This is a genomic window from Filobacillus milosensis (assembly GCF_004402015.1).
In the GTDB taxonomy this organism is placed as follows: Bacteria; Bacillota; Bacilli; order Bacillales; family Alkalibacillaceae; genus Filobacillus; species Filobacillus milosensis.
Map to the genome: position 1 here is coordinate 38053 of NZ_SOPW01000002.1, position 24331 is coordinate 62383.

Annotated in this window: 24 protein-coding genes and 2 riboswitches; of the genes, 5 read left to right on the forward strand and 19 right to left on the reverse strand. The window is 36.7% G+C overall.

Features of this window, described 5'->3' with window-relative positions:
- Positions 1-9: 9 nt before the first annotated feature.
- From sufU to E3U55_RS01910, 8 genes are all read right to left on the reverse strand, one after another.
- Positions 10-456, reverse strand: a complete 447-nt coding sequence (sufU, locus tag E3U55_RS01880) for a Fe-S cluster assembly sulfur transfer protein SufU (RefSeq protein ID WP_134338633.1) — start codon at positions 454-456, stop codon at positions 10-12.
- Complete coding sequence (locus E3U55_RS01885) at positions 446-1666, reverse strand: cysteine desulfurase (protein WP_134338634.1); 1221 nt, start codon at positions 1664-1666, stop codon at positions 446-448. The genes sufU and E3U55_RS01885 overlap by 11 nt, the downstream gene beginning before the upstream one ends.
- Positions 1666-2973: a Fe-S cluster assembly protein SufD gene (gene sufD / locus E3U55_RS01890; protein WP_134338635.1), complete on the reverse strand. Its 1308-nt coding sequence runs from the start codon at positions 2971-2973 to the stop codon at positions 1666-1668. The genes E3U55_RS01885 and sufD overlap by 1 nt, the downstream gene beginning before the upstream one ends.
- A 19-nt stretch (positions 2974-2992) precedes the next feature.
- Positions 2993-3778, reverse strand: a complete 786-nt coding sequence (gene sufC / locus E3U55_RS01895) for a Fe-S cluster assembly ATPase SufC (RefSeq protein WP_134338636.1) — start codon at positions 3776-3778, stop codon at positions 2993-2995.
- 224 nt (positions 3779-4002) lie between these two features.
- A complete protein-coding gene (locus E3U55_RS17525; RefSeq protein ID WP_194840806.1) occupies positions 4003-4143 on the reverse strand; it encodes a hypothetical protein in 141 nt (46 codons plus the stop codon).
- Between the two features lie 246 nt (positions 4144-4389).
- Positions 4390-5262 carry a MetQ/NlpA family ABC transporter substrate-binding protein gene (locus E3U55_RS01900; RefSeq protein ID WP_134338637.1) on the reverse strand — a complete coding sequence of 291 codons (873 nt, stop codon included), beginning with the start codon at positions 5260-5262 and terminating at the stop codon, positions 4390-4392.
- Positions 5263-5283: 21 nt separating this feature from the next.
- A complete protein-coding gene (locus tag E3U55_RS01905; protein WP_134338638.1) occupies positions 5284-5952 on the reverse strand; it encodes a methionine ABC transporter permease in 669 nt (222 codons plus the stop codon).
- Positions 5942-6970 carry a methionine ABC transporter ATP-binding protein gene (locus tag E3U55_RS01910; RefSeq protein ID WP_134338639.1) on the reverse strand — a complete coding sequence of 343 codons (1029 nt, stop codon included), beginning with the start codon at positions 6968-6970 and terminating at the stop codon, positions 5942-5944. The genes E3U55_RS01905 and E3U55_RS01910 overlap by 11 nt, the downstream gene beginning before the upstream one ends.
- Before the next feature lie 105 nt (positions 6971-7075).
- Positions 7076-7184: riboswitch (SAM riboswitch) on the reverse strand.
- 90 nt (positions 7185-7274) lie between these two features.
- Positions 7275-7383: riboswitch (SAM riboswitch) on the reverse strand.
- Positions 7384-7468: 85 nt separating this feature from the next.
- On the opposite strand from E3U55_RS01910, the gene E3U55_RS01915 reads away from it, so the two are divergent.
- Positions 7469-7894 carry a TlpA disulfide reductase family protein gene (locus tag E3U55_RS01915; protein WP_134338640.1) on the forward strand — a complete coding sequence of 142 codons (426 nt, stop codon included), beginning with the start codon at positions 7469-7471 and terminating at the stop codon, positions 7892-7894.
- A 45-nt stretch (positions 7895-7939) separates the two neighbouring features.
- Here E3U55_RS01915 and E3U55_RS01920 read toward each other — a convergent pair whose 3' ends face one another.
- From E3U55_RS01920 to E3U55_RS01960, 9 genes are all read right to left on the reverse strand, one after another.
- Positions 7940-8251 (reverse strand): thioredoxin family protein, encoded by a 312-nt coding sequence (locus tag E3U55_RS01920; RefSeq protein WP_228547444.1) that lies wholly within the window; start codon positions 8249-8251, stop codon positions 7940-7942.
- On the reverse strand, positions 8248-8613 hold the full coding sequence (locus tag E3U55_RS01925; protein WP_134338641.1) for a toprim domain-containing protein: 366 nt from the start codon (positions 8611-8613) through the stop codon (positions 8248-8250). The genes E3U55_RS01920 and E3U55_RS01925 overlap by 4 nt, the downstream gene beginning before the upstream one ends.
- Before the next feature lie 92 nt (positions 8614-8705).
- The gene (gcvH, locus tag E3U55_RS01930; protein WP_134338642.1) at positions 8706-9089 is read right to left on the reverse strand and encodes a glycine cleavage system protein GcvH; all 384 of its coding nucleotides are present in this window, start codon (positions 9087-9089) and stop codon (positions 8706-8708) included.
- Positions 9090-9167: 78 nt separating this feature from the next.
- Positions 9168-9524 carry an arsenate reductase family protein gene (locus E3U55_RS01935; protein ID WP_134338643.1) on the reverse strand — a complete coding sequence of 119 codons (357 nt, stop codon included), beginning with the start codon at positions 9522-9524 and terminating at the stop codon, positions 9168-9170.
- 229 nt (positions 9525-9753) lie between these two features.
- Positions 9754-11538: an acyl-CoA dehydrogenase family protein gene (locus E3U55_RS01940; RefSeq protein ID WP_134338644.1), complete on the reverse strand. Its 1785-nt coding sequence runs from the start codon at positions 11536-11538 to the stop codon at positions 9754-9756.
- A 21-nt stretch (positions 11539-11559) separates the two neighbouring features.
- Complete coding sequence (locus E3U55_RS01945) at positions 11560-12735, reverse strand: acetyl-CoA C-acetyltransferase (RefSeq protein ID WP_134338645.1); 1176 nt, start codon at positions 12733-12735, stop codon at positions 11560-11562.
- A gap of 33 nt (positions 12736-12768) precedes the next feature.
- Positions 12769-15171, reverse strand: a complete 2403-nt coding sequence (locus tag E3U55_RS01950) for a 3-hydroxyacyl-CoA dehydrogenase/enoyl-CoA hydratase family protein (protein ID WP_134338646.1) — start codon at positions 15169-15171, stop codon at positions 12769-12771.
- A gap of 386 nt (positions 15172-15557) precedes the next feature.
- Positions 15558-16475 carry a proline dehydrogenase family protein gene (locus E3U55_RS01955; RefSeq protein ID WP_134338647.1) on the reverse strand — a complete coding sequence of 306 codons (918 nt, stop codon included), beginning with the start codon at positions 16473-16475 and terminating at the stop codon, positions 15558-15560.
- Positions 16476-16619: 144 nt separating this feature from the next.
- A complete protein-coding gene (locus tag E3U55_RS01960) occupies positions 16620-17012 on the reverse strand; it encodes a DUF302 domain-containing protein (protein ID WP_134338648.1) in 393 nt (130 codons plus the stop codon).
- A gap of 151 nt (positions 17013-17163) precedes the next feature.
- On the opposite strand from E3U55_RS01960, the gene E3U55_RS01965 reads away from it, so the two are divergent.
- From E3U55_RS01965 to E3U55_RS01980, 4 genes are read left to right on the forward strand one after another with little or no spacing between them, the layout of a single operon-like run.
- Positions 17164-18162: a metal ABC transporter solute-binding protein, Zn/Mn family gene (locus tag E3U55_RS01965; RefSeq protein WP_134338649.1), complete on the forward strand. Its 999-nt coding sequence runs from the start codon at positions 17164-17166 to the stop codon at positions 18160-18162.
- A gap of 11 nt (positions 18163-18173) precedes the next feature.
- A complete protein-coding gene (locus E3U55_RS01970; protein ID WP_134338650.1) occupies positions 18174-18917 on the forward strand; it encodes a metal ABC transporter ATP-binding protein in 744 nt (247 codons plus the stop codon).
- Positions 18918-18932: 15 nt separating this feature from the next.
- The gene (locus E3U55_RS01975; protein ID WP_134338651.1) at positions 18933-19796 is read left to right on the forward strand and encodes a metal ABC transporter permease; all 864 of its coding nucleotides are present in this window, start codon (positions 18933-18935) and stop codon (positions 19794-19796) included.
- Positions 19786-20196 carry a Fur family transcriptional regulator gene (locus tag E3U55_RS01980; RefSeq protein ID WP_134338652.1) on the forward strand — a complete coding sequence of 137 codons (411 nt, stop codon included), beginning with the start codon at positions 19786-19788 and terminating at the stop codon, positions 20194-20196. Before E3U55_RS01975 ends, E3U55_RS01980 begins: the two co-directional genes overlap by 11 nt.
- A gap of 46 nt (positions 20197-20242) precedes the next feature.
- Here the strand turns inward: E3U55_RS01980 and E3U55_RS01985 are convergent, their stop codons facing one another.
- Positions 20243-22534 (reverse strand): sensor domain-containing protein, encoded by a 2292-nt coding sequence (locus tag E3U55_RS01985; RefSeq protein ID WP_134338653.1) that lies wholly within the window; start codon positions 22532-22534, stop codon positions 20243-20245.
- 527 nt (positions 22535-23061) lie between these two features.
- On the reverse strand, positions 23062-24243 hold the full coding sequence (ftsW, locus tag E3U55_RS01990; RefSeq protein ID WP_456071342.1) for a putative lipid II flippase FtsW: 1182 nt from the start codon (positions 24241-24243) through the stop codon (positions 23062-23064).
- Positions 24244-24331 lie beyond the last annotated feature (88 nt).

Sequence of the window (24331 nt, forward strand, 5' to 3'; positions counted from 1 at the left end):
AACAATTAGTTATTGTTCTTTTTCAACACCTTGCTCCATTGCTTTCCAAGCTAATGTCGCGCATTTTATTCTTGCTGGGAATTTAGAGACACCTTGTAATGCCTGAATATCTCCTAAATCCTCTAACTTGTATTCACTTGTATCTACTTCATGACCTAGCATCATTTCAGAAAACATATGAGAAATCTTTACTGCATCATCTACAGATTTTCCGATAATGACCTGTGTCATCATTGAAGCTGATGCCATACTGATTGAACAGCCTTCACCTTCAAACTTGGCGTCTTGAACGACACCATCTTCTACTTTTAACTGTAAGTCAATACGGTCGCCACAAGTTGGATTATTCAATTCAACTGTAATATGGTCACCCTCAAGTTTCCCTTTGTTTCGAGGGGTCTTGTAGTGATCCATAATTACTTGTCTGTATAGTGTATCTAAATTATTAAAAGACATCACCGAAATACTCCTTTGTTTTGCGTAATCCATCGACGAGTAAATCCACGTCTTGCTTACTATTATACAGATAAAAGCTAGCTCTTGCAGTAGCTGTAGCTTGTAATTCTTTCATTAATGGCTGTGCACAGTGGTGACCGGCACGAACCGCAATACCTAAAGAATCCAGTGCTGTAGCTGTATCATGTGGGTGAACATCATCTAAATTAAATGTTACTAAGCCAGCTCGTTCTTTCGGTCCATAAATTGTGATGCCATCGATCTTTTCCATTTGCTCTATTGCATAATGAACCACTTCTTCTTCATGCTTTTCAATGGCTTCCATTCCAATTTCTTCTAAGAAGTCAATTGCTGCACCGAGTCCAACAGCGCCTGCAATGATCGGTGTACCACCTTCGAATTTCCACGGAAGCTCTTTCCACGTTGAATCGTGAAGGTCTACAAAATCAATCATTTCACCACCAAATTCAACAGGCTCCATATTTTCCAACAATGATTGTTTTCCGTATAAAACACCGATTCCCGTTGGACCACACATTTTATGACCAGAAAAAGCATAGAAATCTACCTCTAAATCCTGAACATCTACTTTCATGTGTGGAACCGCTTGTGCACCATCAACAACAATTACTGCATCATTGTCATGAGCAATTTGAGCAACTTCTTTAATCGGATTAATTGTTCCTAACACATTTGAAACATGTGTCATGGCAACAATTTTCGTATTGGATGTTACCGCAGTACGGACATCATCTAATGAAATTGTGCCATCCTCCTGTAATGGAAGATACTTTAATTTTGCACCTGTTAACTTAGCTACTTGTTGCCAAGGAATAATATTACTATGGTGCTCCATTTTAGTTAAAACAATTTCATCGCCCTCAGAAAGGTGTTCTCTACCATAACTATGAGCAACAGTGTTTATTGCTGTCGTTGTACCACGAACAAAGATACATTCTTTAGTACTATTGGCATTAATGAAGTTCTTAACCTTTTCACGAGAACCTTCATAACCTTCAGTTGCTCTCGTACCAAGAGTATGAACACCGCGGTGAACATTGGAATTATATCCTGAGTAGTAGCTGTTCATCACATCAATCACTTGTTGCGGCTTTTGGGATGTAGCCGCACTATCTAAATAAACGAGTGAATGTCCGTTAACTTCCTGATCCAAAATCGGGAACTGATTGCGAACTTCTTCATTTAGCATTAATAGACTTTCCCTTCGATGACTTCTCGTAGTTGAGTTTGAACCGTTTCAATAGGAATTTCTTTTACAACAGGGCTTAAGAAACCATGAATAACTAAGCGCTCAGCCTCACGTTGCGAAATACCGCGGCTCATTAGGTAGAAAAGTTGAACTGGATCTACACGGCCAACAGAAGCTGCGTGACCAGCTGTTACATCATCTTCATCAATTAGAAGGATTGGGTTAGCATCACCACGAGAACCTTGGTCTAACATAAGGACGCGTGATTCTTGCTCTGCATTTGACTTAGATGCACCATGTTCAATTTTACCTACACCATTGAAAATGGATGAAGCGTTATCCTTCATAACACCGTGCTGTAAAATGTAACCCTCTGATTCTTTACCAAAGTGTACAATTTTAGCTGTGAAGTCTTGTTTTTGATCTCCACGCCCAACAGATACAGCTTTTGCATGACATAAGCCGTTTTCACCCATTAGGTTTGTAATATTTTCAGAAATTGTATTACCATCATTCATTTGGCCTAATGCCCACTCTAATGTGGCATCGCGACCAACTGTACCACGACGGTTAACATAAGTTGTCGTACCTTTTTCGAAGTTATCAACTGCACCGTAAGATACTTTAGAACCATCCATAGCAAAAACTTCACTTACGATGTTGGCAACAGCTTCTTCATTTTCGTTTTGTGATACATAGTTTTCTACATAAGTCACTTCACTATGCTCATCAGCCACTAATAAAACGTGATTGAATAATGCAGCTTCAGGGTCTTCCTGCCAGAAAACAACCTGAATTGGTTTTTCTACTTGAACTTTTTTAGGAACGTATAAGAAAACTCCACTGTTTAATAGTGCTGCGTGACGAGCTGTTAATTTATTTTCATCAACAGACACGCCTTCTTGCATAAAGTATTTTTTCACAAGATCTTCATCTTCTGTCATTGCAGTAAAGATGTCTTTAAAAATAACACCTTGATCTTTTAATTCCTGTGATAATGATGCATAAGCTACATCATTATTACGGACAATGATTAAATTATCGCTAGCAGATTTTTCACCTAACAATACACGAACCTTTTCAGGAAGTTTATCGAAGTCTTCAATTTTATCTCCTGAAACATCATGTTTGAAATTAGTAAAGTTCCAGTTGTTAATTCGTGTCTTTTCTAACTTAGGCATAGGTAGACCTTCTGCTACTTCTGCTGCTTGTAAACGAGTGTCGCGGAACCATTGTGGTTCTTGGCGTCGCTCGGAATATTGCGTGATATAATCTTTATCATAAGGTAGCTGTGTTTCCACTGTCATCCTTTTACCTCCTATCCTATTACGCGTTTTGACCAACTGTTTCGTCTTCGATACCTAGTTCTTCTTTGATCCAGTCATAACCTTCAGCTTCTAAACGTTGAGCTAATTCTGGGCCACCAGATTTAACTACACGTCCTTGCATCATAACGTGAACGTGATCTGGCGTAATGTAGTCAAGTAAACGCTGATAGTGTGTAATGATTAGGCAACCGAATTCATCGTTACGCATTTGGTTGATTCCTTTTGAAACAACTTTTAGCGCGTCGATGTCTAGACCAGAGTCAATTTCATCTAAAATTGCAATTGCTGGTTCTAGCATCATTAGTTGAAGAATTTCGTTACGCTTCTTCTCACCGCCTGAGAAACCTTCATTTAAGTAACGTTGAGCCATGTTTTTATCGATTTCTAGATAATCCATGTTGTCATCCATTTTCTTAATGAATTGCATTAACGGAATCTCATCGCCTTCTTCACGGCGAGAATTTATAGATGAACGTAAGAAATCAGAGTTAGTTACACCACTAATTTCACTTGGATATTGCATAGCTAAGAAAAGTCCAGCTTGAGCACGTTCGTCAACTTCCATTTCTAATACGTCTTCACCGTCTAATAAAACTTGACCTTTTGTGATTTCGTATTTAGGGTGTCCCATAATTGCACTAGCAAGTGTAGACTTACCAGTACCGTTTGGTCCCATTACAGCGTGGAATTCGCCACCTTTAATGGTTAAATTAACTCCCTTTAAGATTTCTAGTCCTTCAATTTCGACATGAAGATCTTTGATTTCTAAAGTAGATCCTGCCATTTGAATACCTCCATTTTCTATACTTAAATTGATGGTCATTCTCAATTTATTCTCATTATAATTTTAAAACATTTCTAAAGTATATTCAACTTATAACTTCAGAATAACCATACAGGTCATACCTTTCTATTATATAGGATATTTTGTCATATTTAAACGAAAAGCCATATATTAATGAAGCAAAAAAAATCCACCGCTTATTTAGCAGTGGATTTTCAGTATATTTAACGATGAATTTGACGATCAACTTCAGCGACTACTCTTCTACTTTGTTTATATTCCTTCTCACGTTGTTTCTCAACTTCTAAACGTTTTTCAAGGTTTTGACTATACTCCTGATAACCAACACCACGAGATTGGTGCATGTTTTTCTCCATTTCAGACGTATACGTCAGATCAATCTCATTTTCATTTAAAATGACTAAATCATTCCTTTCTTTTGTTTACATTTATTATATTACCACTTTGCTTAAGTATTCAAAAACTCGATAATTCCTTATTATTATAAATAAAAAAGGATATGAGTTAATGACCCTTACTCATATCCTTACCCTTTATAATTAATCTTTAATCCTCTTGTATAACTTTAATTATTCGAAATTTGCCTAAAATTATTCGCTAACCGGAACAACTGCACCTTCATATTGTTCTTTTATAAATGTTTGAATCTCTTCTGATCTTAATACCTCAACTAAAGTGTGAAGAGCTTTATTATCTTCATCTTCACTGCGTGCTGCAATGACATTGACATATGGTGATTCAGATCCTTCTAAAATCAATGCATCATTTTCAGGGACAAGACCCGCTTCAATGGCATAATTTGTATTAATGGCAACTAGCGCGTTTTCTTCACGCTCGTAAAATTCAGGAAGTAACCCTGCTTCGATACTGGCATCGAACTCTAAGTTTTTAGGATTTTCCTCAATATCATCTAATGTTGCTGATACAGGATCGACATCATCACTTAGTTTAATTAATCCATTTTCTTGTAGCAGTGATAGTACACGTCCATGATCCGCTACAGAACGACTTAGAATTACCTCTGTACCCTCTTCAATATCTTCAACACTTGAGATATTTTTAGAATAAATACCCATCGGCTCAATGTGAATGCCTCCAAGGTTTACGAAGTCATACCCAAATTCTGATTTTTGATCTTTTAAATAAGGGATATGCTGAAAGTAGTTAGCATCTAAAGTACCATTGCTTAAATCTTCATTTGGTAAAATATAATCTTGGTAAGTTTCAATTTTTAAGTCTATACCTTCTTCTTTTAATAAAGGTTTTGCTTCTTCTAATACTTCAGCATGCGGAACACTCGTTGCACCTACTACGATTTCTTCATTCGCTTCAGCTTCCTGCTCACCTTCTTTTTGTTCACCTGAAGTATTCTCTTCTTCACTCGATTCTTCACCTGCAGTACCACAAGCAACTAGTGCGATTGATAACAAGCCTACTAATAATAATGCTAATAATTTTTTCATAATCAAATTCTCCCCTTCTAATTATCTTTTATCTAATTTTCTTGATAATGCATCTCCAATAAATTGGAAAATAAATACAATAACAACAATAAATACAGTACATGCGAAGACTACATCATTATCTCGACGTTGGAACCCTTTCATATAGGCAAGGTCTCCCAGTCCTCCAGCTCCAATGACACCTGCCATGGCCGTGTAACTGATTAATGCGATTGCTGTCACGGTAAGACCTGATATTAAAGCTGGCATTGATTCCGGTAAAAGCACTTTAAATATAATCGTGTGCGTTTTTGCCCCCATGGATTTAGCCGCTTCAATAACCCCCTTATCCACCTCCTTAAATGCTATTTCAACTAACCTTGCGTAAAATGGTGCTGCTCCAATAATGAGTGCAGGTAAAGCTGCATTCGGCCCACGGATGGTTCCCATTAGAAAATCCGTGAACGGGAATAGTAATAAAATCAATATAATAAACGGTATGGCACGGAAAATATTAACCACAGCCGCCGTTATTGAATTAAGAAAACGATTCTGCCACAAGTTGTTTTTTTCAGTTAAAAATAATAATAGACCCAGTATGATTCCTAAAATCAATGTTCCAATTACAGAAATAATGGTCATATATAACGTTTCATAGGTTGCTGTCCACATGTCTTCCATGTTGACGTTCGGAAACCATTCACGTAACATCTCGAATCACCTCAACTTCTACTCCTGATGTTCTAATATACTGGGTTGTTTCTTGAATCGTATTAGCTGCACCCTTCAATTCGACATAGAGCGTACCATAGGCCCCTTCTTGTGTTGGAGAAATAGAACCTTGGAGGATATTAACTTCAATGTCGAAACGTTTAATCACATCTGTAATCAGTGCGCGTTTTGCATCGTTACCTATAAAGTGCAGTTTAACGACTTCACTATTTTCGTCTTTTGTAATAAACCGATGAAGCGTATCTTGTTTATGCTCTAGTGGGCTTAATTGCTGAACAAATCGCTTAGCTGTTTTTGATTGTGGTTTTACAAAAACGTCCAACACATCGCCGTGCTCAACAACTTTCCCTTGGTCCATAACTGCTACACGGTGGCAGATTTTTTGAATAACATGCATCTCATGCGTAATCATAATAATTGTTAAGTTTAATTTTTCATTAATTGAGACTAATAAATCTAAAATGTCATCCGTCGTTTCAGGATCTAGTGCTGAAGTGGCTTCATCACATAGCAAGACATCCGGGTCATTAGCTAATGCACGTGCAATTCCGACACGCTGCTTTTGCCCACCGCTCAATTGAGATGGATAAGCTTGCTCACGTCCTTTAAGACCAACAAGCTCGATTAATTCAAGCACTGTGTCACGACGTTCACGACTAGGTACTCCAGCAATCTCTAATGGAAAAGCGATATTATCATAGACCGTGCGTGACCAAAGAAGATTAAAGTGCTGAAAGATCATCCCAATTTTTTGGCGTTCTTTACGCAATTTACCTACAGATAATCCCGTGATGTTCGTATCGTTAATCAAGACTTCACCATTACTAGGTTCTTCTAATCGATTAATTAAACGAATAAATGTGCTTTTTCCAGCACCACTGTAACCAATGACGCCATAAATCTCGCCTTTTTTTATATCTAACGAAACATTATCAACTGCTTTAACGTCTTGATGTTTAGTTTTATACAACTTAGATAAGCCCTTAATGGAAATCATATTCATACCTCTCTCTTTTAACTGTTTATCTCTTTAATGCGTTTTAGTTTTAGCTAATAAAAATACCTTCCCGCTCATAAGAGAACAGAAAGGTAGGATTCCGTCCTCTTATCTTTCAAAGCTCAATGCTTTGCTGGAATTAGCACCTGTCAGGCTATACCTGATGGTTGCCGGGCATCATAGGGCCAGATCCCTCCGCCACTCTGGATAAGAGTTATTATTTGTTATATTTAATTTTTTATTGAAAACTAAAAAACTCTTCTCTTGCAAGCACAAGAAAAGAGTCGAATAAATCCGTCTACTTTTCTTATCTTGCAATGATCAAATCATTGCTGGAATTAGCACCTGCCAGGTTATACCTGATGGTTGCCGGGCTTCGCAGGGCCAGATCCCTCCACCTCTCTGGATAAGAATTATTTTATTCATATTTTCGATGTTTTTTATGTTAGCATGGTGTTAAAGTGAAGTCAATAAAAATTTTATAAAAGGATGATCTTAATGAAAGCACCAATTTTCGAACTTCCATACTTAGACAAACAAAACCAATCATATAACCTTAAAGATGTATTAGGTAAAAAAGTTATTCTCCTCACTTTTTGGGTATCATGGTGTCCTGATTGTGCCCGTGATTTACCAAAGAAAGAACAATTTTATAAAACATCACATAATGATGACCTGGAAATGGTAACTATTAACGTCACTGACCGTGAACATGGTGAAGACGAAGCCTTAAAATATCAAGACCAGTTCTTAACACAACCTGTCTTAAAAGATCGCGGACGCGAAGTCTTTGATTTATATGAAGGAGCTTCACTTCCAACGACTATTGTGATTAATCGCGAAGGTGAAATTATTGGTCGATTCGGGGATAAAGCTGAATTTGTTGAAATCATTCATGCGATTAGCGGCGAATTATCAAAATAGAATAGAACTTCTAAATAAAACAGACACCCTATCTTTAGCGGGTGTCTAAACAATGTAAGGTCCAATTTCTTTTAGTAAATATGGAACGGAATGAAAAGCATAAAGACGATCAATGGGTTCACCATTTTTAAATACGATTAAGCAAGGCACACTTTTGATGGCATATTTCTGCATCAAGTCAGGTGCCAAGGTGGCATTTAATTCGTAAAACTTATCTTGATCCATTGTATCTTCAATATAATCTAACATTCTTTTGGCAACTTTACATGTTCCACAAAAAGGGCTATTCACAAAAATGATGTGGTAGTCCTTTTTCTTGATTAAAAATTGAGCATTTTCTCTGTTGATTTCAATCACTGTGAAAATCCTTTCAGGTAATCCACCTTAACTTTCATATTTGCTGCTTGCAAAATGGATGCTAACACATGTTCAGGCGCATCTTCAACTTCACGATATTTTTTATCAATATAAATGTTATGAGCATGTGATAATTCCCGGTTGAGCATTTTTCTTAGTTTTTCACCTGGTTCGTCTGTATCCGTAAAAATGTATACGTCACGATCAAATAAGTGATAATCATCCACTAATTCTTCCAAGGCATCGATCCCCAATGTACCAAATGTACACAAAATAAATACGTCTTCATCATCTAATATTTTCTTTATTTTATTTCGATCCTGCTTGCCTTCAACAATTAAAACTCTCGACAAATCATCCATGTCATCACCATCTATACAGTTTTTCACACGCATAATGCTTTACATTATAGTGTATAAGAAAAGCCGACCCCTATGGATCAGCTTTCTCATAATTATTCCGAATCAGTCATTTCTTTATATGCATCTGCATCCATTAAGTCATCAAGTTGAGACTCATCACTTAGCTCAACAACAACCATCCAGGCTTTCTCAAAAGGAGATTCATTAACTAGTTCCGGGCTATCTTCTAGTTCTTCATTAATCTCAACGACTTTCCCAGAAATAGGCGCATAAAGCTCCGATACTGTTTTAACAGACTCAACGCTTCCGAACGGCTCATCTAATTCTAATTCGTCACCTTCTTCAGGTAATTCAACGAAAACGATGTCACCTAGTTCGTCTTGTGCGAATTCTGTAATACCAATTCTTACTTTGTCTCCTTCAACTTTAACCCATTCGTGTTCTTTAGAATAACGATAATCTTTCGGTAAGCTCATTTTTGACCCTCCAACATTCTAGTATCACAAATTAATCATACAATAAAATTCATCATTTTTACACAAAAACTATTAATATTATTTCCAAGTTTGTGCAAAAGTATCTTCTTTAAATCCTACAGTTGCCTTATGACCATCAGTTACTATTGGACGCTTAATTAACATCCCATCTGATGCCAACAGCTCAACCATCTCATCATCGGACATATCCTTCAACTTATCTTTAAGACCAAGCTCACGATATTTTTTGCCCGAAGTGTTAAAAAATTTCTTAACCGGTAAATCACTTTTTTCAATAAATGACTTTAATTCAGTTGTTGACGGAGGGTGTTCAACAATATGTATAGCTTCATATTCTACTCCGTTTTCATCTAACCATTTGATCGCTTTCCGACATGTGCCACATTTAGGATATTGATAAACTGTTACACTCATTCGAGCACCTCCTTAGCAGTATCATAACATAAAACCTTGGTCCAGACCTCTTTGTGAGCTCACTATGAACAAATTTGAAAGTTAGTGGCCGATACCGAAAAATTAGTGTCCAATACTAAAAATTTAGTGTCCGATACTTTCAATTAGTGACCAATATAGATAGATTAGTGTCCAATAATGTTTTCATGAGAAAAACCAGCCGATTAAAATCAGCTGGTTTTTACATTAATTAAACCACATATTTCTCAGCATCGATGATTTTTGCTGCGATTTCCCGTTTCTTCTCAATCACGTTAATTGGATCGTGACGAGTCAGTTTACGTAACGCACCTAACATCATGCGGAGGCTATCACCTGAATCACTTGCGATTAATGTTTCTTTCGCATGTGCTTCAATTCGGTTGAATGCTTCTTGGACATACACTTGAGTGTAAAGGAGTTTCTGTTCGCTCTTCTCAACACCAACGCTGTCAAATGACTTTTGTGTACGCAGAATTGCTGATTCAATATTATAAATTTCTGCAGCAATGTCTGCAATGTTAACAAGTAATTCTTGCTCTTGCTCAAGCTTTTCACCGTACTTCTGAGCTGCAATACCAGCAGATAATAAGCCAATTTTCTTAGCATTCTTTAGTAGGTAAAATTCTTGTTCTAATGGCTCATCGCCAACAGGTTCTGGCATCATCGTCATTAGCTCTTCTTGTAAACCTTGAGCTTTTTGTAGTAACGGCAGTTCACCTTTCATTGCTTTCTTCATGAACGTACCTGGAACGATCATACGGTTGATTTCGTTTGTACCTTCAAAGATACGGTTAATACGAGAATCACGGTACATACGCTCAACTTCATATTCAGCCATGAAGCCATAACCACCATGAATTTGAACTGCTTCATCCACAGCGAAGTCTAATAGTTCTGTTGCCATATATTTGTTCATTGAACACTCAATCGCGTATTCTGCTATACTTTTAGCAACTTCATTACCTTCGTTTAACTGTTCTTTAGTTAATCCGCCTAAACGTTGTTCGAATAGACCAACAGTACGATATACTGCACTTTCATTTGCATAAGTGTTAGCTGCAACACTTGCAATTTTCTCCTGAATTAAACGGAACTTAGAAATTGGTGTGTTGAACTGTTTACGCTCATTTGCATATTGAGTAGCAACTTCAATAGCACGCTTAGCACCACCGACACCACCAATAGCTAACTTGTAACGACCAACATTTAAAATATTGAATGCGATCACGTGACCACGGCCAATTTCACCAAGTACGTTCTCAACAGGCACTTCAGCATCTTCTAAAATTAATGTACGAGTAGAAGATGATTTGATACCCATTTTCTTCTCTTCAGCACCAGTTGAAACGCCTGGGAACTCGCTCTCAACGATAAACGCAGTGAACTTATCACCATCGATTTTCGCATAAACAACAAACACATCAGCGAAAGCCGAGTTTGTAATCCATTGTTTTTCACCGTTTAACACGTAGTGCGTACCAGCTTCGTTTAACTTAGCTGTTGTTTTTGCACCTAATGCGTCTGAACCAGATCCAGGCTCAGTTAATGCATAGGCTGCAAGTTTTTCACCCGTTGCTAGTGCTGGTAGATATTTTTGTTTTTGATCTTCATTACCGAAGAAAACGATTGGTAGTGAACCAATACCCACGTGTGCACCATGAGAGATTGAGAAACCACCAGCTAGTGACATTTTTTCTGTAATTAAAGATGAACTGATTTTATCAAGCTCTAAACCACCGTATTCTTCAGGCACATCAGCACCTAATAAACCTAGCTCACCTGCAGACTTAAGTAGCTCTACTGATTTATCAAATTCATGATTTTCTAGATCTTCTAATACCGGCCATACTTCATTTTTTACGTATTCCTCTGTTGTTTTCGCAATCATCTTATGCTCATCAGAGAAATCTTCAGGAGTTAAAATATCCTCCGCATTCACATCTTCGACTAAAAAGCCGCCACCTTTAAAAACTTTCTCAGTTGTTTCACCCATCTTAAAATCCCCCTTTAAGGTTTAAAGTAATTCAAATACTCCAGCAGCACCCATACCGCCACCGATACACATTGTTACAACACCGTATTTCACATCACGACGTCTCATTTCATGCATTAATGTTAATGTCAGCTTGGCACCTGAACATCCTAATGGGTGTCCAAGAGCAATCGCACCACCGTTAACATTCACGATGTCTTCATTAAGTCCTAACTCACGAATAACTTGTAATGATTGTGAAGCAAATGCTTCATTTAATTCGAATAACCCAATATCATCCATGGTTAATCCAGCTTGCTCCACTGCTTTAGGAATAGCTTTAACCGGTCCGACACCCATAATTTCTGGTTCTACACCAGCAACTGTAAATGAACGGAACTTAACTAATGGCGTTAAACCTTCTTTTTCAGCCTTTTCACGATCCATAACTAATACAGATGCAGCTCCATCACTCATTTGTGACGAGTTACCTGCAGTTACACTGCCTTTAACATGGAAAGCTGGTTTTAATTTTGCTAAAACTTCTTGCTTAGTCCCTTTACGTACACCTTCATCTTTTGAAAATGTAACTGTTGTTTCTTTGATTTTGTTATCAGGACCTAATTCACGGTTTGTTACTTCAACAGGTACGATCTCATCATCGAACTTGCCTTCTTCAATGGCTTTAGCGGCACGTTCATGACTTCTTACAGCAAATGCGTCTTGGTCTTCACGAGAAACACCAAAACGGTTTGCTACTTCTTCAGCTGTGTGCCCCATAGACATGTAATACCCAGGTGCATTTTGCACAAGTTCAAGGTTAGGCTTAATCACATGACCACCTACAGGTACTAGGCTCATAGATTCCGCGCCACCAGCGATAATGGCATCACTACCACCAACCATTATACGTTCAGCGGCATACGCAATACTTTGTAAACCTGAAGAACAATAGCGGTTGATTGTAATACCTGGAACATCATTTGGAAGTCCAGCTAAACCTGCGATGTTACGTGCCATGTTCATTCCTTGCTCAGCTTCTGGCATGGCGCACCCCATAATGACGTCATCAATTGGGCCATCGTAGTTATTAGCGCGTTTTAATGTTTCTTTTATTGTTAAAGCCGCGAGATCGTCTGGTCTTGTATTTGCAAGTGTTCCTTTTTTCGCTTTTCCTACAGGTGTTCTAGCACCTGCAACTATTACTGCTTCTCTCACAACTCATCCCCCTATCCTTATTGGAGTTAATTTTTAGTTACGTAATGGTTTGCCTTTCATCAACATATGCTGCATACGCTGTTGAGTCTTAGCTTCACCAATTAAGCTCAAGAATGCTTCACGTTCTAAATCTAATAGATATTCTTCATCTACTAATGTGCCATATTTTAGACGGCCACCAGCTAGAACGAATGCTAGTTTTTCAGCAATTTTGATATCATGTTCAGAAGCATAGCCACTGTTCGCTAAGCCTTTCGCACCAAGTAACATCGTAGCATATCCAGGTTCACCAACTACTGGTACTTTCTGACGTTTTGGTGGTTGGAAGCCAGCATTGTGAAGACTTAATACTTTCTGTTTCGCATCATGGATTAAGTGATCACCATTTACGCTGATTGCATCCGTTTGGTCATCTAAGATACCATTTTCTAATGCTTCAGCCGCTGATGTTGATACTTTGGCCATTGCGATTTTTTCAAATACATCATTTGTTACTTTTTGTAGATCAAAGTCTACTCCTTCTGGCAGGCCTCTTAACTGTTTTAAGTAAAACTCTTTGTTACCGCCACCACCAGGAATTAGACCAACACCAACTTCAACGAGACCCATGTAAGATTCTTGTGAAGCTTGGATGCTGTGGGCTGGAAGACAAACTTCCGTACCGCCACCAAGGGTCATACCAAATGGTGCTGCTACAACTGGTTTTTCATTGTATTTGATTTTCATCATAGCTTGTTGGAACTGCTTAACGACTAAGTTTAGTTCAGGGAAGTTAAAATCTTGCGCTTCCATTAGCATCATGCCAAGGTTAGCACCAACACAGAAATTTTTACCCTGGTTACCAATCACTAGCCCTTTATAGTTTTTATTCACTTCCTCAAGTGCGTAATTGATCATTTGAATGGTGTCTAAACCAATCGCATTACTTTGCGAGTGGAATTCTAATAAAGCAACGTCATCACCTAAATCTATTAGACTAGCACCAGCATTTTTCTTAATGACACCTTTAACATCTTTAAGTAACTTCAAGTTAATTTCTTTTGGGTTAACTTTTTTCTCAACGTATTCCCCATCTTGGTAGAAATACACTTTACCATTTTCAGTTTTATAGAAGGACTCAATGCCTTTCTCTAGCATTTCTTCAACCCACGCTGGAACATTGGCACCTTCTTCTTTCATGCGTTCAACCGATGCTTTCACACCTATTGCATCCCACATTTCGAATGGACCAAGTTCCCAACCGAAGCCCCACTTCATCGCTTCGTCGATTGCATTAATGTCATCTGCAATTTCGCCAAGCAAATCAGCTGAATAGATTAAAGTTTGCTTTGTAATATTCCAAACTAAATCTCCAGCACGGTCGCCTTTAGCATTAACAAGAGCACGTAGTTTACGTTTAGGTCCCTTCTCTTGTTTGGCCATACCAGATGCGTTTGTCTTAAGCTTTTTACGTTCTTCATACTCCATTGTCTCAGGGTTTAATTCAAAGATTACGCTTCCATCTTTGCCTTTCTTCTTTAAGAAGAACCCTTGACCTGACTTAGCACCTAACCAACCTTTTTCGTTCATTTGTTTCATGAACTCAGGTACTTCAAATGCTTGTTTTTCTTCACCTACAACGTTGTCATAAACGTTTTTAGCTACATGAATAAATGTATCTAATCCAACAACGTCTAATGTGCGGAACGTTGCACTCTTCGGACGACCGATCATTGGACCTGTTACAGAATCTACTTCACCGATCGTGTAACCGCCTTCAAGCATTTCTTTAACAGTTACTAATAAACCATATGTTCCGATACGGTTCGCTATGAAGTTTGGTGTATCTTTTGCTTCAACAACACCTTTACCTAAAACATCTTCACCAAAGCGCTTCATGAACGCTAATAATTCTGGATCGGTATCGTTATTAGGAATAACCTCTAATAATTTCAAGTAACGTGGCGGGTTAAAGAAGTGTGTTCCCATGAAATGTTTCCTGAAGTCATCAGAACGTCCTTCTGCCATATCATTAATTGAAATACCTGATGTATTAGAAGAAACAATTGTTCCTTCAGTGCGATACTTCTCTACTTGATCGTATACTTTTTTCTTAATATCTAAATTCTCTACAACAACTTCAATTACCCAGTCGACTTCAGATAGTTGTTCCATATGGTCATCAAAGTTACCGACCTGGATTAAGTCTAAGCTCTTCTTACTCGTAATTGGAGAAGGCTTCTGTATTTTTAATTTTTCTTTGTTAGAAGCTGCAATTCGATTACGTACAGCTGCATCTTCTAATGATAGTCCTTTTTTCTCCTCAGCTTCTGTTAGTTCACGAGGTACAATGTCTAACATCAATGTAGGGATTCCTACATTGGCCAAGTGTGCAGCAATACCTGAACCCATGACACCTGAGCCCAATACTGCGGCGCGCTTGATTTTACGGTTCATTTTTGTTCCCCCTGTTCTTTGAATGAATACTCATTCATTTTGTCCCAAAAAATATTGGATAGGTTATTCTATCCAATAATGTTATCTAATATTAACTATAAAATATTTTCTGACATTTCGCAATCCATTTACAAATGTTTTTTTGAAATAGTCATTTAAGTTAGTAATGGTCGGCCAAAAGCATATAACTGAATGAGCGAAAGGCGGTGAGTTCTATGGGAAAAGCACGAGTCTCGAGACCCCACAGGCAGTGACTTTCTCTCGAGGGATGCGCCTGTGATTACTCAGCGCAAGGGACATAAAAGATTATTCAATGTAGTTCCCTGGCTCGAGCCGTGCCCGCGGAAAGCCTCCGCCTGTAGCTCGAAAACCTTAAATTTATTAAATTACTTCTTCAAAATCCCTTTCAACACAAACGCTACGTTTGCTGGGCGTTCTGCTAAGCGTCTCATGAAATAACCATACCAGTCGTTTCCGTAAGGTACATACACGCGTACTGTGTACCCTTCTTTCACTAACTGATCTTGAAGTTCATTACGAATCCCATATAGCATTTGGAATTCAAATTGATCTTTAGAGTAACCTTTTTCTTTAACTAATTCTTTCGTGTATTCAATCATCGCATCGTCATGCGTTGCGACTGCTGTGTAGTTACCATTTTCTAAATGCATTTTGATAATCTTTTTGAAGTTTTCATCCACATCTTTTTTATTCGGGTATGCTACTTCAGGTGATTCTTTATAAGCACCTTTTACTAAGCGCAGATTAGGATTATATTGATTTAAATGTTGAAGATCATCAACCGTACGATATAGGTAGGCTTGTAAAACTGTACCTAGTCCATCATAATCTTTCTTTAACTCTTCAAAAATATCAATAGTCGCCTGACAACGCTCATAATCTTCCATATCTATAGTTACAAATACGTTATGCTTTTTACCCGCTTCAAGTATTTTTCGCATATTTTCCATAACAAGCTCGCGTGATATATCTAATCCCATTGAAGTCATTTTTAAAGATAATTGAGAATCTAGATTTTCTTCTGCAATAGCTTCAATCGCCTTAACACATTGTTCTGTACGTTCTCTCGCCTCTTTTTCATCACTTACGAACTCTCCAAGATGATCCAATGTAACAACTAAATCATGTTTATTCAATCTACGAATCGTATCAGTTGCTTGAGCAATCTGTTCGCCAGCAACAAAACGAGCGGCACCAAAACGTAAACCATATTTTTTTGCTAGTTTAGTAAAAAATTTATTATTAGATAAAAACAAGAAAAACTTACGCATTAATTTCTCCATGATGAGCCCCCCAATTTTGTATATATCTATGTTTTTTATCTGAAACCGGTTTCTATTTTACCACTTTTTCGACAAAAAAGATAATTAATATATGAAAAAAGTAACTCCCAAGTTTTACTACTTGGGAGTTGGTCATTACACTTATTATTTTGCTGCTTGATCAATGGCGCTAACCATTGTATTTTCAATGTCTTCAGCAAAAGCTTTTACATCTTTGTTATCAATATTTTCCATTAAAGCAGTTGGTTTCGGCATTCCTATTTTAGTCGACCCATCTTTACTATTATAAACTACAATTTTACATGGTAAGAAATAAGCTACTTTATCTTCCATTGCTAATACGTCTTTGGCCGCTCGTGGATTACACACCTCTAAAATACGAAATGTCTGGTCAAAATCTTCAAACCCTTTTTTGTGTAAGGTTTCCTTCACATCAAAATCCCACAGCACACCAAACTTCGCTTCTTTCAAACTTTCCTCTAATGAGGTTACCGCATCATCTACTGGTTTATTAGTTTCTACAGTATAATCAAACATTATATCCCTCCTACCTATTCACTTAAAGTATACCCAAAATAGCTGCCCTAAAATCATTCCGTAAATCGTAAACATTCCTATTTACAAATCGTAATGATTACGATATGATGATGTAAGTTATAAATTTGATTTGCTTGAGAGGGGAACAAACATGAAAGGTCTTAAAATTACTTTATTATCGCTTTTATTAATACTATTATTCGCATGTAATTCATCTAATAACGAATCACAAAATACTTCTGAAACTGAAAAAGGCAAAATCATTACCTCTATTTATCCGATTGAATATATTATTTCTGAAATTGCTAAAGAGGATGCAGAAGTTGAAACGGTCTTGCCTTCTGGAGCAGACCCACATTCTTATGAACCATCAACAAAGGAAATGATAGAGTTAGCAGATAGTGATGGCTTCTTCTATATTGGTGAAGGTTTTGAATCATTTTCTGCTACATTAGCTGAAACGGTAAAAACAGAAGGTGTTCATTTATTAAGTTTAGGAAAACACACAGAGTTATTCTCTGATTTTACTAATCAACACAAGGAAAGAGACCACAGCGATGATCACGTTGAAGATGAAAACCATGATCATGAATCACATGATGAGCAGGAGCATGAAGATGAACATGCCCATAGAGATTTCGATCCACACTTCTGGTTAGATCCTAATCGCATGGTTAGTGCCGGTGAACTCATTTTAGAAGATTTAATTGCACTTTACCCTGAACATGAAGAAGAGTTCAGAAAGAATTTTGATAAATTCAAAGAGAACATGCATGACTTAGATGAACAGTATAGTAATACTCTTTCAGATGAAGTCAATGTCTTAATTACACACAAATCTTTTTCATATTTAGAACAAAAATATCCAATTAAACAACATTCAATACGAGGATTAACTTCTGCACAAGAACCATCGCAGAAAGAGCTGCAAGCTTTATTTAAAGAAATTGAAGAATTAGGCATCAATCATATTGTGTTAGAAACTAATTCAGAAGATCGATTAGCTGCAAACATCGCAGACGAATTAAACCTCAAAAAATATTATTTAAGTAACCTATCAACACGGACAGAAGAAGAAATCGAGCAAGGCAAAGATTACTATGATATTATGCTCGATAATTTAGAGGTCTTAAAACAAATTAGTCAGTAAGGGGTGATAAGATGTCAAAACCCATCATTTCGGTAAAAAATGTATTACACCGCTACGACCAGCAAAACGTTTTAGAACACATTAATTTTGATATCTTAAAAGGTTCATTTGTTGGGCTAGTCGGTCCTAACGGTTCAGGTAAAACCACATTAATTAAACTTATATTAGGGATAGAAAAATTACAAAAAGGTCAAATCTTTGCTTTTGATCATCCAATCCAAAAGTTTAAAAATAAAGGTCGAATTAGTTATGTTTCCCAAAAATCCAATTCATTTAACAGGGGTTTCCCTGCTACGGTTAAAGAAGTTGTTTCAATGGGGATTATCTCTAATCAATTATCCAAAAAGAAAAAGTATGAACAAATTATTCACGCTTTAACGCAAGTAAATATGGAACATTATTTAAATCGAAATATTGGAGACTTATCCGGTGGTCAACAACAGCGTATATTTATAGCTCGTGCAATTGTTAGTCAACCAGAACTCCTCATCCTTGATGAACCAACTGTTGGAGTAGATTCAGAAAATGTTCAACATTTCTATCAACTACTATCCAAGTTAAATAAAAAACTAGGGATTACTTTAGTATTGGTCTCGCACGATATAGGTGCTATCACCACTTATGTGACTGACCTGCTATGCCTAAACAAATCAATTCATTATCATGGTAATCCTGGAGACTTTGAAAATATGCCAGATGAACAACGCTCAACACTTTACGGCCATCAAATTCATACCATTACACACGATCATTAGAAAGGGGCGATTACATTGTTAGAAGCTTTATTAAAATTTGAATTACTAAGAAATACATTCTATACAGGATTATTAGTCGGACTGATTGCCCCATTACTTGGCACGTTTATTGTAGTTCGCCGTCAATCGATGATCGCTGACGGTCTATCTCATGTGACCTTAGCTGGTTTAGCATTTGGCTTGTTCATGCAAAAAAAATACACCTTACTCATGTTCACGCCTTTCCACACCGGAATTGCTTTTTCAATAATAGGTGCCTTAATTATTGAAAATTTACGCGATGTATATAAAGCATTTCAAGAAATCGCAATCCCAATTATTTTGTCCATGGGTGTAGGGTTAAGTATTGTATTTATTGCACTTGCCGACGGAATTAATACGAACATTTTCTCATATTTGTTTGGGTCAGTCGCTGCAGTAAGTCGGTCAGACTTATATTTGATTATCACTATTTCTTTATTTGTATTAATCATGATTTTCGCCCTTTATCAAAAATTATTCGCTTTATCATTTGATGAAGAATTTGCGAAAGTTTCAGGCATACAAGCCAAACTGATTCATTTTATTTTCATTCTAATGACAGCACTTGTAATTTCAGCTTCTATTAGAATTGTTGGTGTTTTACTAGTTTCAGCTCTTATGACATTGCCTGTCGCAACAAGCATGAGAGTTGCGAAAAGCTTTAAACAAACTATCATCTATAGTATTATTTATGGAGAGATTGCCGTTATACTAGGTTTAATTTCTGGATACTATTTTGAAATTCCACCTGGCGGTACGATTGTAATTGTTTCGTCTTTACTTCTTGGATTAACGCTTCTATATAACAAAGTTAAATTCAAAGTAGCATTAAAAAAGGATGATCACTATGCAGCTTGAGCAAGCCTTAACAATTTTAAAAGATGAAGGATATAAATATACGGAAAAACGCGAAGATATTTTAAATTTCTTTAATAAAGAAGATGGTTACCGCACAGCCAGCGACCTATTAAATTATTTAAGCAAAAAATATAGCGGAATTAGTTACGACACGATTTATCGTAACCTTCATTTATTTCATGACTTAAATATTTTAGAAACGACTGAGCTAGGTGGAGAAAAACATTTTCGACTTTCATGTGGTCACGATGAACACCACCACCATTTCATTTGTAAGTCATGTGGAAAGACAAAAGCTATTGAATCATGTCCGATGAACCATATAAGACAGAACTTTGATGGTTATTATATTGAGAATCATAAATTTGAAGTATACGGACTATGTCCGAGTTGTCTTTAATATAAAAATTCGCCTTAGATTCTATCATAGAACCTAAGGCGTTAATTTATTTAACCACATACAATAACTGTTCAATTTCTTTTGCAGGTATAGGTTTTGAGAAATAAAAACCCTGACCAATACGACACCCAATTGAACGCAAGTAATTCATCTGGGCTTGTGTCTCAACACCTTCTCCTATTATTTCAACCTCACACAACTTTGCTAAGTCCACAATGAAATCAACCATATTCTTTCCTTCATTAAATCCAATCATATTGATAAACGAACGATCGATTTTCACAAAATCCACAGGTAAATCTCTCATATATTTAAGTGAACTATAACCCGTTCCAAAATCATCAATACTAATTTTAATCCCAGCTTCCCTCAACTGATTTAACTTTCCTAAATTATTCTCGATATCCATTGTAATCGATTCTGTTATTTCAATCTCAAATACACCTTTAGGAATTTGGTAAGCATCTATGATGTCTAAAACTTCAGTAACAAACTCTCGCTTCGCGAACTGCTTAGCTGAAATATTCACAGAAAAACTAGGAATATTAATGCCTGCTTTCTTCCAACTTACGTAGTCTTCACAAGCTTTTTTTATGACATAATCCGTCATCGAAAAAATTAAGCCTGTTTCTTCAGCGATTGGGATAAACACGCCTGGGGAAATCATTCCTTGTTCAGGGTGGAACCATCTCGAAAGTGCTTCAACACCTTGAATACTTCCTGTATCCATATCAATTTTGGGTTGATAATACAGTTCAATTTCATTGTTCAAAATTGCCCGATGGAGTTCATTTTCATAAAAATAAGTTTCCATATGCTCATTCATTGAAGAATCATAAAAGCTATAAGAATCACGCAGCTTTTTAGCATTTTTTAAAGCGGCATTACCTTTTTGATAGATTTCTTCAAACCTCATTCCATCATTAGGATAGACAGATATTCCAAAAGATATCGTCGGATGAATCACTTCTTCTCCTATATTAGTCGGTTGTCTAAATTCTTCTTGTAAATTTGAAATAATAGCCTTCAATTCAGAGTCATTATCAACCCTAGGAATAAAAATACCGAACTCGTCACCCTTTAAACGAGCAACTAAACCTCTAGAGCGCACTTTATTTTTGATTGTTTTAGCGATAGATAGAATCAACTGATCACCAAAATCGGTGCCATATTGTTGATTAATTGAGTGAAAACGATCAATATCTAATATCATAAAAGCGTGCTTACTGTCTGGTAACCTATTAATGTAATTAGCTGCTTCACCATTAAATGTATTAAAATTATAAAGTCCTGTAATAAAGTCAAAATGCTCTAAGTAGTCCAGTTCTTTTCTAAATTCTCTCTCATTGGTGTAATCACTGAACATCACTTGCAAACCTATGGTATCGCCATCTGAATCATATAAATTTGAATAAGCCAACTGCAGATACTTCTGCTCACCAGAAGCATTTATAACTTCTCTATTTTGTTTAAATACTTCTGCTTCATTGTATGATTTCTTTAAATAAGAAGAAGCACCATGAAGAATTTGAGGTCCTACGTCTAAAACGGATTGGTGTAATGCTTCTTCCCCTGAAATTCCAAGTATTTCTTCAGCTTGCCCGTTCCAGACATTAATTTTTCCTTTTGTATCACATGCAATTAAGCCTAAAGGTGAATGTTCTAATATGGCTTGTAGTTGGGTCTTAGTTATATGTAACATTTGGTCTTTTTTCTTACGTTCTTTTATATCAACAAGAAAACCAAAATAATTGGTTAACTTTCCTTGTTCATCTACCACTTGGTGAAGAGTAAAATGCCTGGGTATTTTTTCTCCTTTTTTATCCATCATCAAGACTTCACTTTCCCAGTGACCATCTTCTTCTAATGTTCGTCGCATTTTCCGATAACTTTCATTTGACTGAAACTGCAATACACGTTCATAACGTTCATCAATGACTTCTTCACTCGATTGCCCTACCATATCAAGAAACTGTTTGTTCGTTTTTAAGATATAACCAATATGGTCTGTGATTAATAACCCCTGGTTTAAGTTATTGAATGCTTCGTTCGTTAATGAGATTTCTTCCTCATTTCTTTGCAATTCTTTGTAAAAGTCGACATTCTTCCGAGTTTCTTTCATTAAGTAATAATAAAAGAATACCCCAGTCATAAATACATAAAACCAACCCTTAAGTGATTGTATAAAAGAAATTGCAGATAAGTCTTGAACTAAAATTTCAACCAATCTGTCAGACATAGTAATCCACAATAAACCAATCAACAAATACAACACTAAAAATTTAGTGGGAAATTGTTTTAACTGGCTAAGCTCTTGGTTATAACGATCGATAGTCATTTTTATCACCTTGTCTTAAGAGTTGTTACTATTATACAACAAATTTACTGTTTTTTCTAAATATTTCGCCAATTTTTTTGCATTATATACTTATTATCGGTCCATTCAGGCATTTTTACAGTAGAATCTAATGAAGTTCAATGTTTATTTAGTGGATCAGATTGACTTTTACGAAGAGTGAAAGGCGGTGACTCCTGGTCGACTAGAATCGGCCACGTCCTGCGCCTGCGGTTACTCGGCGCAAAATAACGCAAAGAAATAAAGCAAGTAGCTTTTGTGGCCAACGTCGACACTTGACCATCCAGGTCTTCGCGGGAACAGCACGAGCCGAAAATCACGCGGGATGCACCTGCGTCTTCTAGGAATGCTTCGAAGTAAGCTTCCTCGGTGCAAAGGTGCAATGGAGATTATTCATTGATGTTCCTTCGTTGAGGCCGTGCCCGCGGAAAGCGTCCGCTTGTAGCGATTCGTAAAATCAAGAAAAAACTTTACAGAAAAAAGTGGACCTATTTAAATAGATCCACCTTTTATCTCGCAGCTTTAAATTGTTTTTCTTTAGAATTGTCAACCTCTTCTTCTCTGTTATAACCACGTACAATGTTACCTTTAATCGCTATGTTCATTAAGATGCCTAAGAAAGCGAAAGTAATAAGTAATGAAGAACCACCATAACTGATTAACGGCAAGGTGATACCAGTTATTGGTAATAATCCTGAAATAGCTCCCATATTAATTATCGCTTGAGATATGATTTGAAAGGTTATTCCAAGGGCAAGCAACCGCCCAAACTGATCTGGGGCTCTCTTCGCAATAAGGACACCTTTAAACATAAGAACCATAAACGAAATAATGACAAATAAAACACCAATCAATCCAAGTTCTTCAGCAATAATTGACATAATAAAATCAGTATGTGCTTCTGGTAAGAACCCTGACTTTTGAACACTATTTGCAAGTCCAACGCCATTAATTTTACCTGAAGCAATCGCTATTAATGAATGAATGAGTTGATAACCATCACCTGAAGGGTCTGCAAACGGATCCATAAAAGAAGTTAAGCGCTCTCGACGATAGTCTGCGCCTAAAATTAATAAAAGGGCTCCTACTATTGCCACCGAACCTAGGCCTAATAAGTGAATAAATTTAGCTCCGGCAAATAACAATATAATTCCACACGCAATCATGATTGAAGCAGCGGTTCCAAAGTCCGGCTGCAAGACGATTAACGTGAATACGCCTAATAATAACAACAATGGAGGTAACAACCCTTTATTAAAGCTATCTAAACGGTCTTCTTTCTTCGTTAGCGCATACGCAAAATACAACACCATTGATATTTTTGCAAGTTCAGATGGCTGTAGTAAGAAGAAGCCTAAATCCAACCAACGAGTTGCACCGTTTCTTGTCACTCCAAGACCAGGAATAATAACTGCCAGGAGCAATAAAAATGTTATTAAAAACAATAAAGGCGTTAATTGCCCTAAACGACGATACGAAAACATACTCATAAAAAAGAACACAAACAAACCGAGTATTAACCAAAGTCGTTGGCGTTTAAAGTAAAAGGCAGGATCATTAACATTAGGGTCTAATCCAGCATGCACAAAACTTGCACTATAAACCATGACTAGTCCAAATAATGATAGTAACAATATAATAACTAATAATGGATAATCCATATTTTTTAAATGTTTTTTCAAGCCGAACACCATCCTATATACAACTATAACTGAAAATGCTGAAAAACAGAATAGGATTTTCTTTGCATATATAAAACTGCTCAGCAGTACGTCTGAG

Coding starts and splice junctions, on each gene's coding strand:
- sufU (WP_134338633.1), bottom strand. CDS start 456: ATGTCTTTTAATAATTTAGATACACTATACAGACAAGTAATTATGGAT.
- E3U55_RS01885 (WP_134338634.1), bottom strand. CDS start 1,666: ATGCTAAATGAAGAAGTTCGCAATCAGTTCCCGATTTTGGATCAGGAA.
- sufD (WP_134338635.1), bottom strand. CDS start 2,973: ATGACAGTGGAAACACAGCTACCTTATGATAAAGATTATATCACGCAA.
- sufC (WP_134338636.1), bottom strand. CDS start 3,778: ATGGCAGGATCTACTTTAGAAATCAAAGATCTTCATGTCGAAATTGAA.
- E3U55_RS17525 (WP_194840806.1), bottom strand. CDS start 4,143: ATGCACCAATCTCGTGGTGTTGGTTATCAGGAGTATAGTCAAAACCTT.
- E3U55_RS01900 (WP_134338637.1), bottom strand. CDS start 5,262: ATGAAAAAATTATTAGCATTATTATTAGTAGGCTTGTTATCAATCGCA.
- E3U55_RS01905 (WP_134338638.1), bottom strand. CDS start 5,952: ATGTTACGTGAATGGTTTCCGAACGTCAACATGGAAGACATGTGGACA.
- E3U55_RS01910 (WP_134338639.1), bottom strand. CDS start 6,970: ATGATTTCCATTAAGGGCTTATCTAAGTTGTATAAAACTAAACATCAA.
- E3U55_RS01915 (WP_134338640.1), top strand. CDS start 7,469: ATGAAAGCACCAATTTTCGAACTTCCATACTTAGACAAACAAAACCAA.
- E3U55_RS01925 (WP_134338641.1), bottom strand. CDS start 8,613: ATGGATGATTTGTCGAGAGTTTTAATTGTTGAAGGCAAGCAGGATCGA.
- gcvH (WP_134338642.1), bottom strand. CDS start 9,089: ATGAGCTTACCGAAAGATTATCGTTATTCTAAAGAACACGAATGGGTT.
- E3U55_RS01935 (WP_134338643.1), bottom strand. CDS start 9,524: ATGAGTGTAACAGTTTATCAATATCCTAAATGTGGCACATGTCGGAAA.
- E3U55_RS01940 (WP_134338644.1), bottom strand. CDS start 11,538: ATGGGTGAAACAACTGAGAAAGTTTTTAAAGGTGGCGGCTTTTTAGTC.
- E3U55_RS01950 (WP_134338646.1), bottom strand. CDS start 15,171: ATGAACCGTAAAATCAAGCGCGCCGCAGTATTGGGCTCAGGTGTCATG.
- E3U55_RS01955 (WP_134338647.1), bottom strand. CDS start 16,475: ATGGAGAAATTAATGCGTAAGTTTTTCTTGTTTTTATCTAATAATAAA.
- E3U55_RS01960 (WP_134338648.1), bottom strand. CDS start 17,012: ATGTTTGATTATACTGTAGAAACTAATAAACCAGTAGATGATGCGGTA.
- E3U55_RS01965 (WP_134338649.1), top strand. CDS start 17,164: ATGAAAGGTCTTAAAATTACTTTATTATCGCTTTTATTAATACTATTA.
- E3U55_RS01970 (WP_134338650.1), top strand. CDS start 18,174: ATGTCAAAACCCATCATTTCGGTAAAAAATGTATTACACCGCTACGAC.
- E3U55_RS01980 (WP_134338652.1), top strand. CDS start 19,786: ATGCAGCTTGAGCAAGCCTTAACAATTTTAAAAGATGAAGGATATAAA.
- E3U55_RS01985 (WP_134338653.1), bottom strand. CDS start 22,534: ATGACTATCGATCGTTATAACCAAGAGCTTAGCCAGTTAAAACAATTT.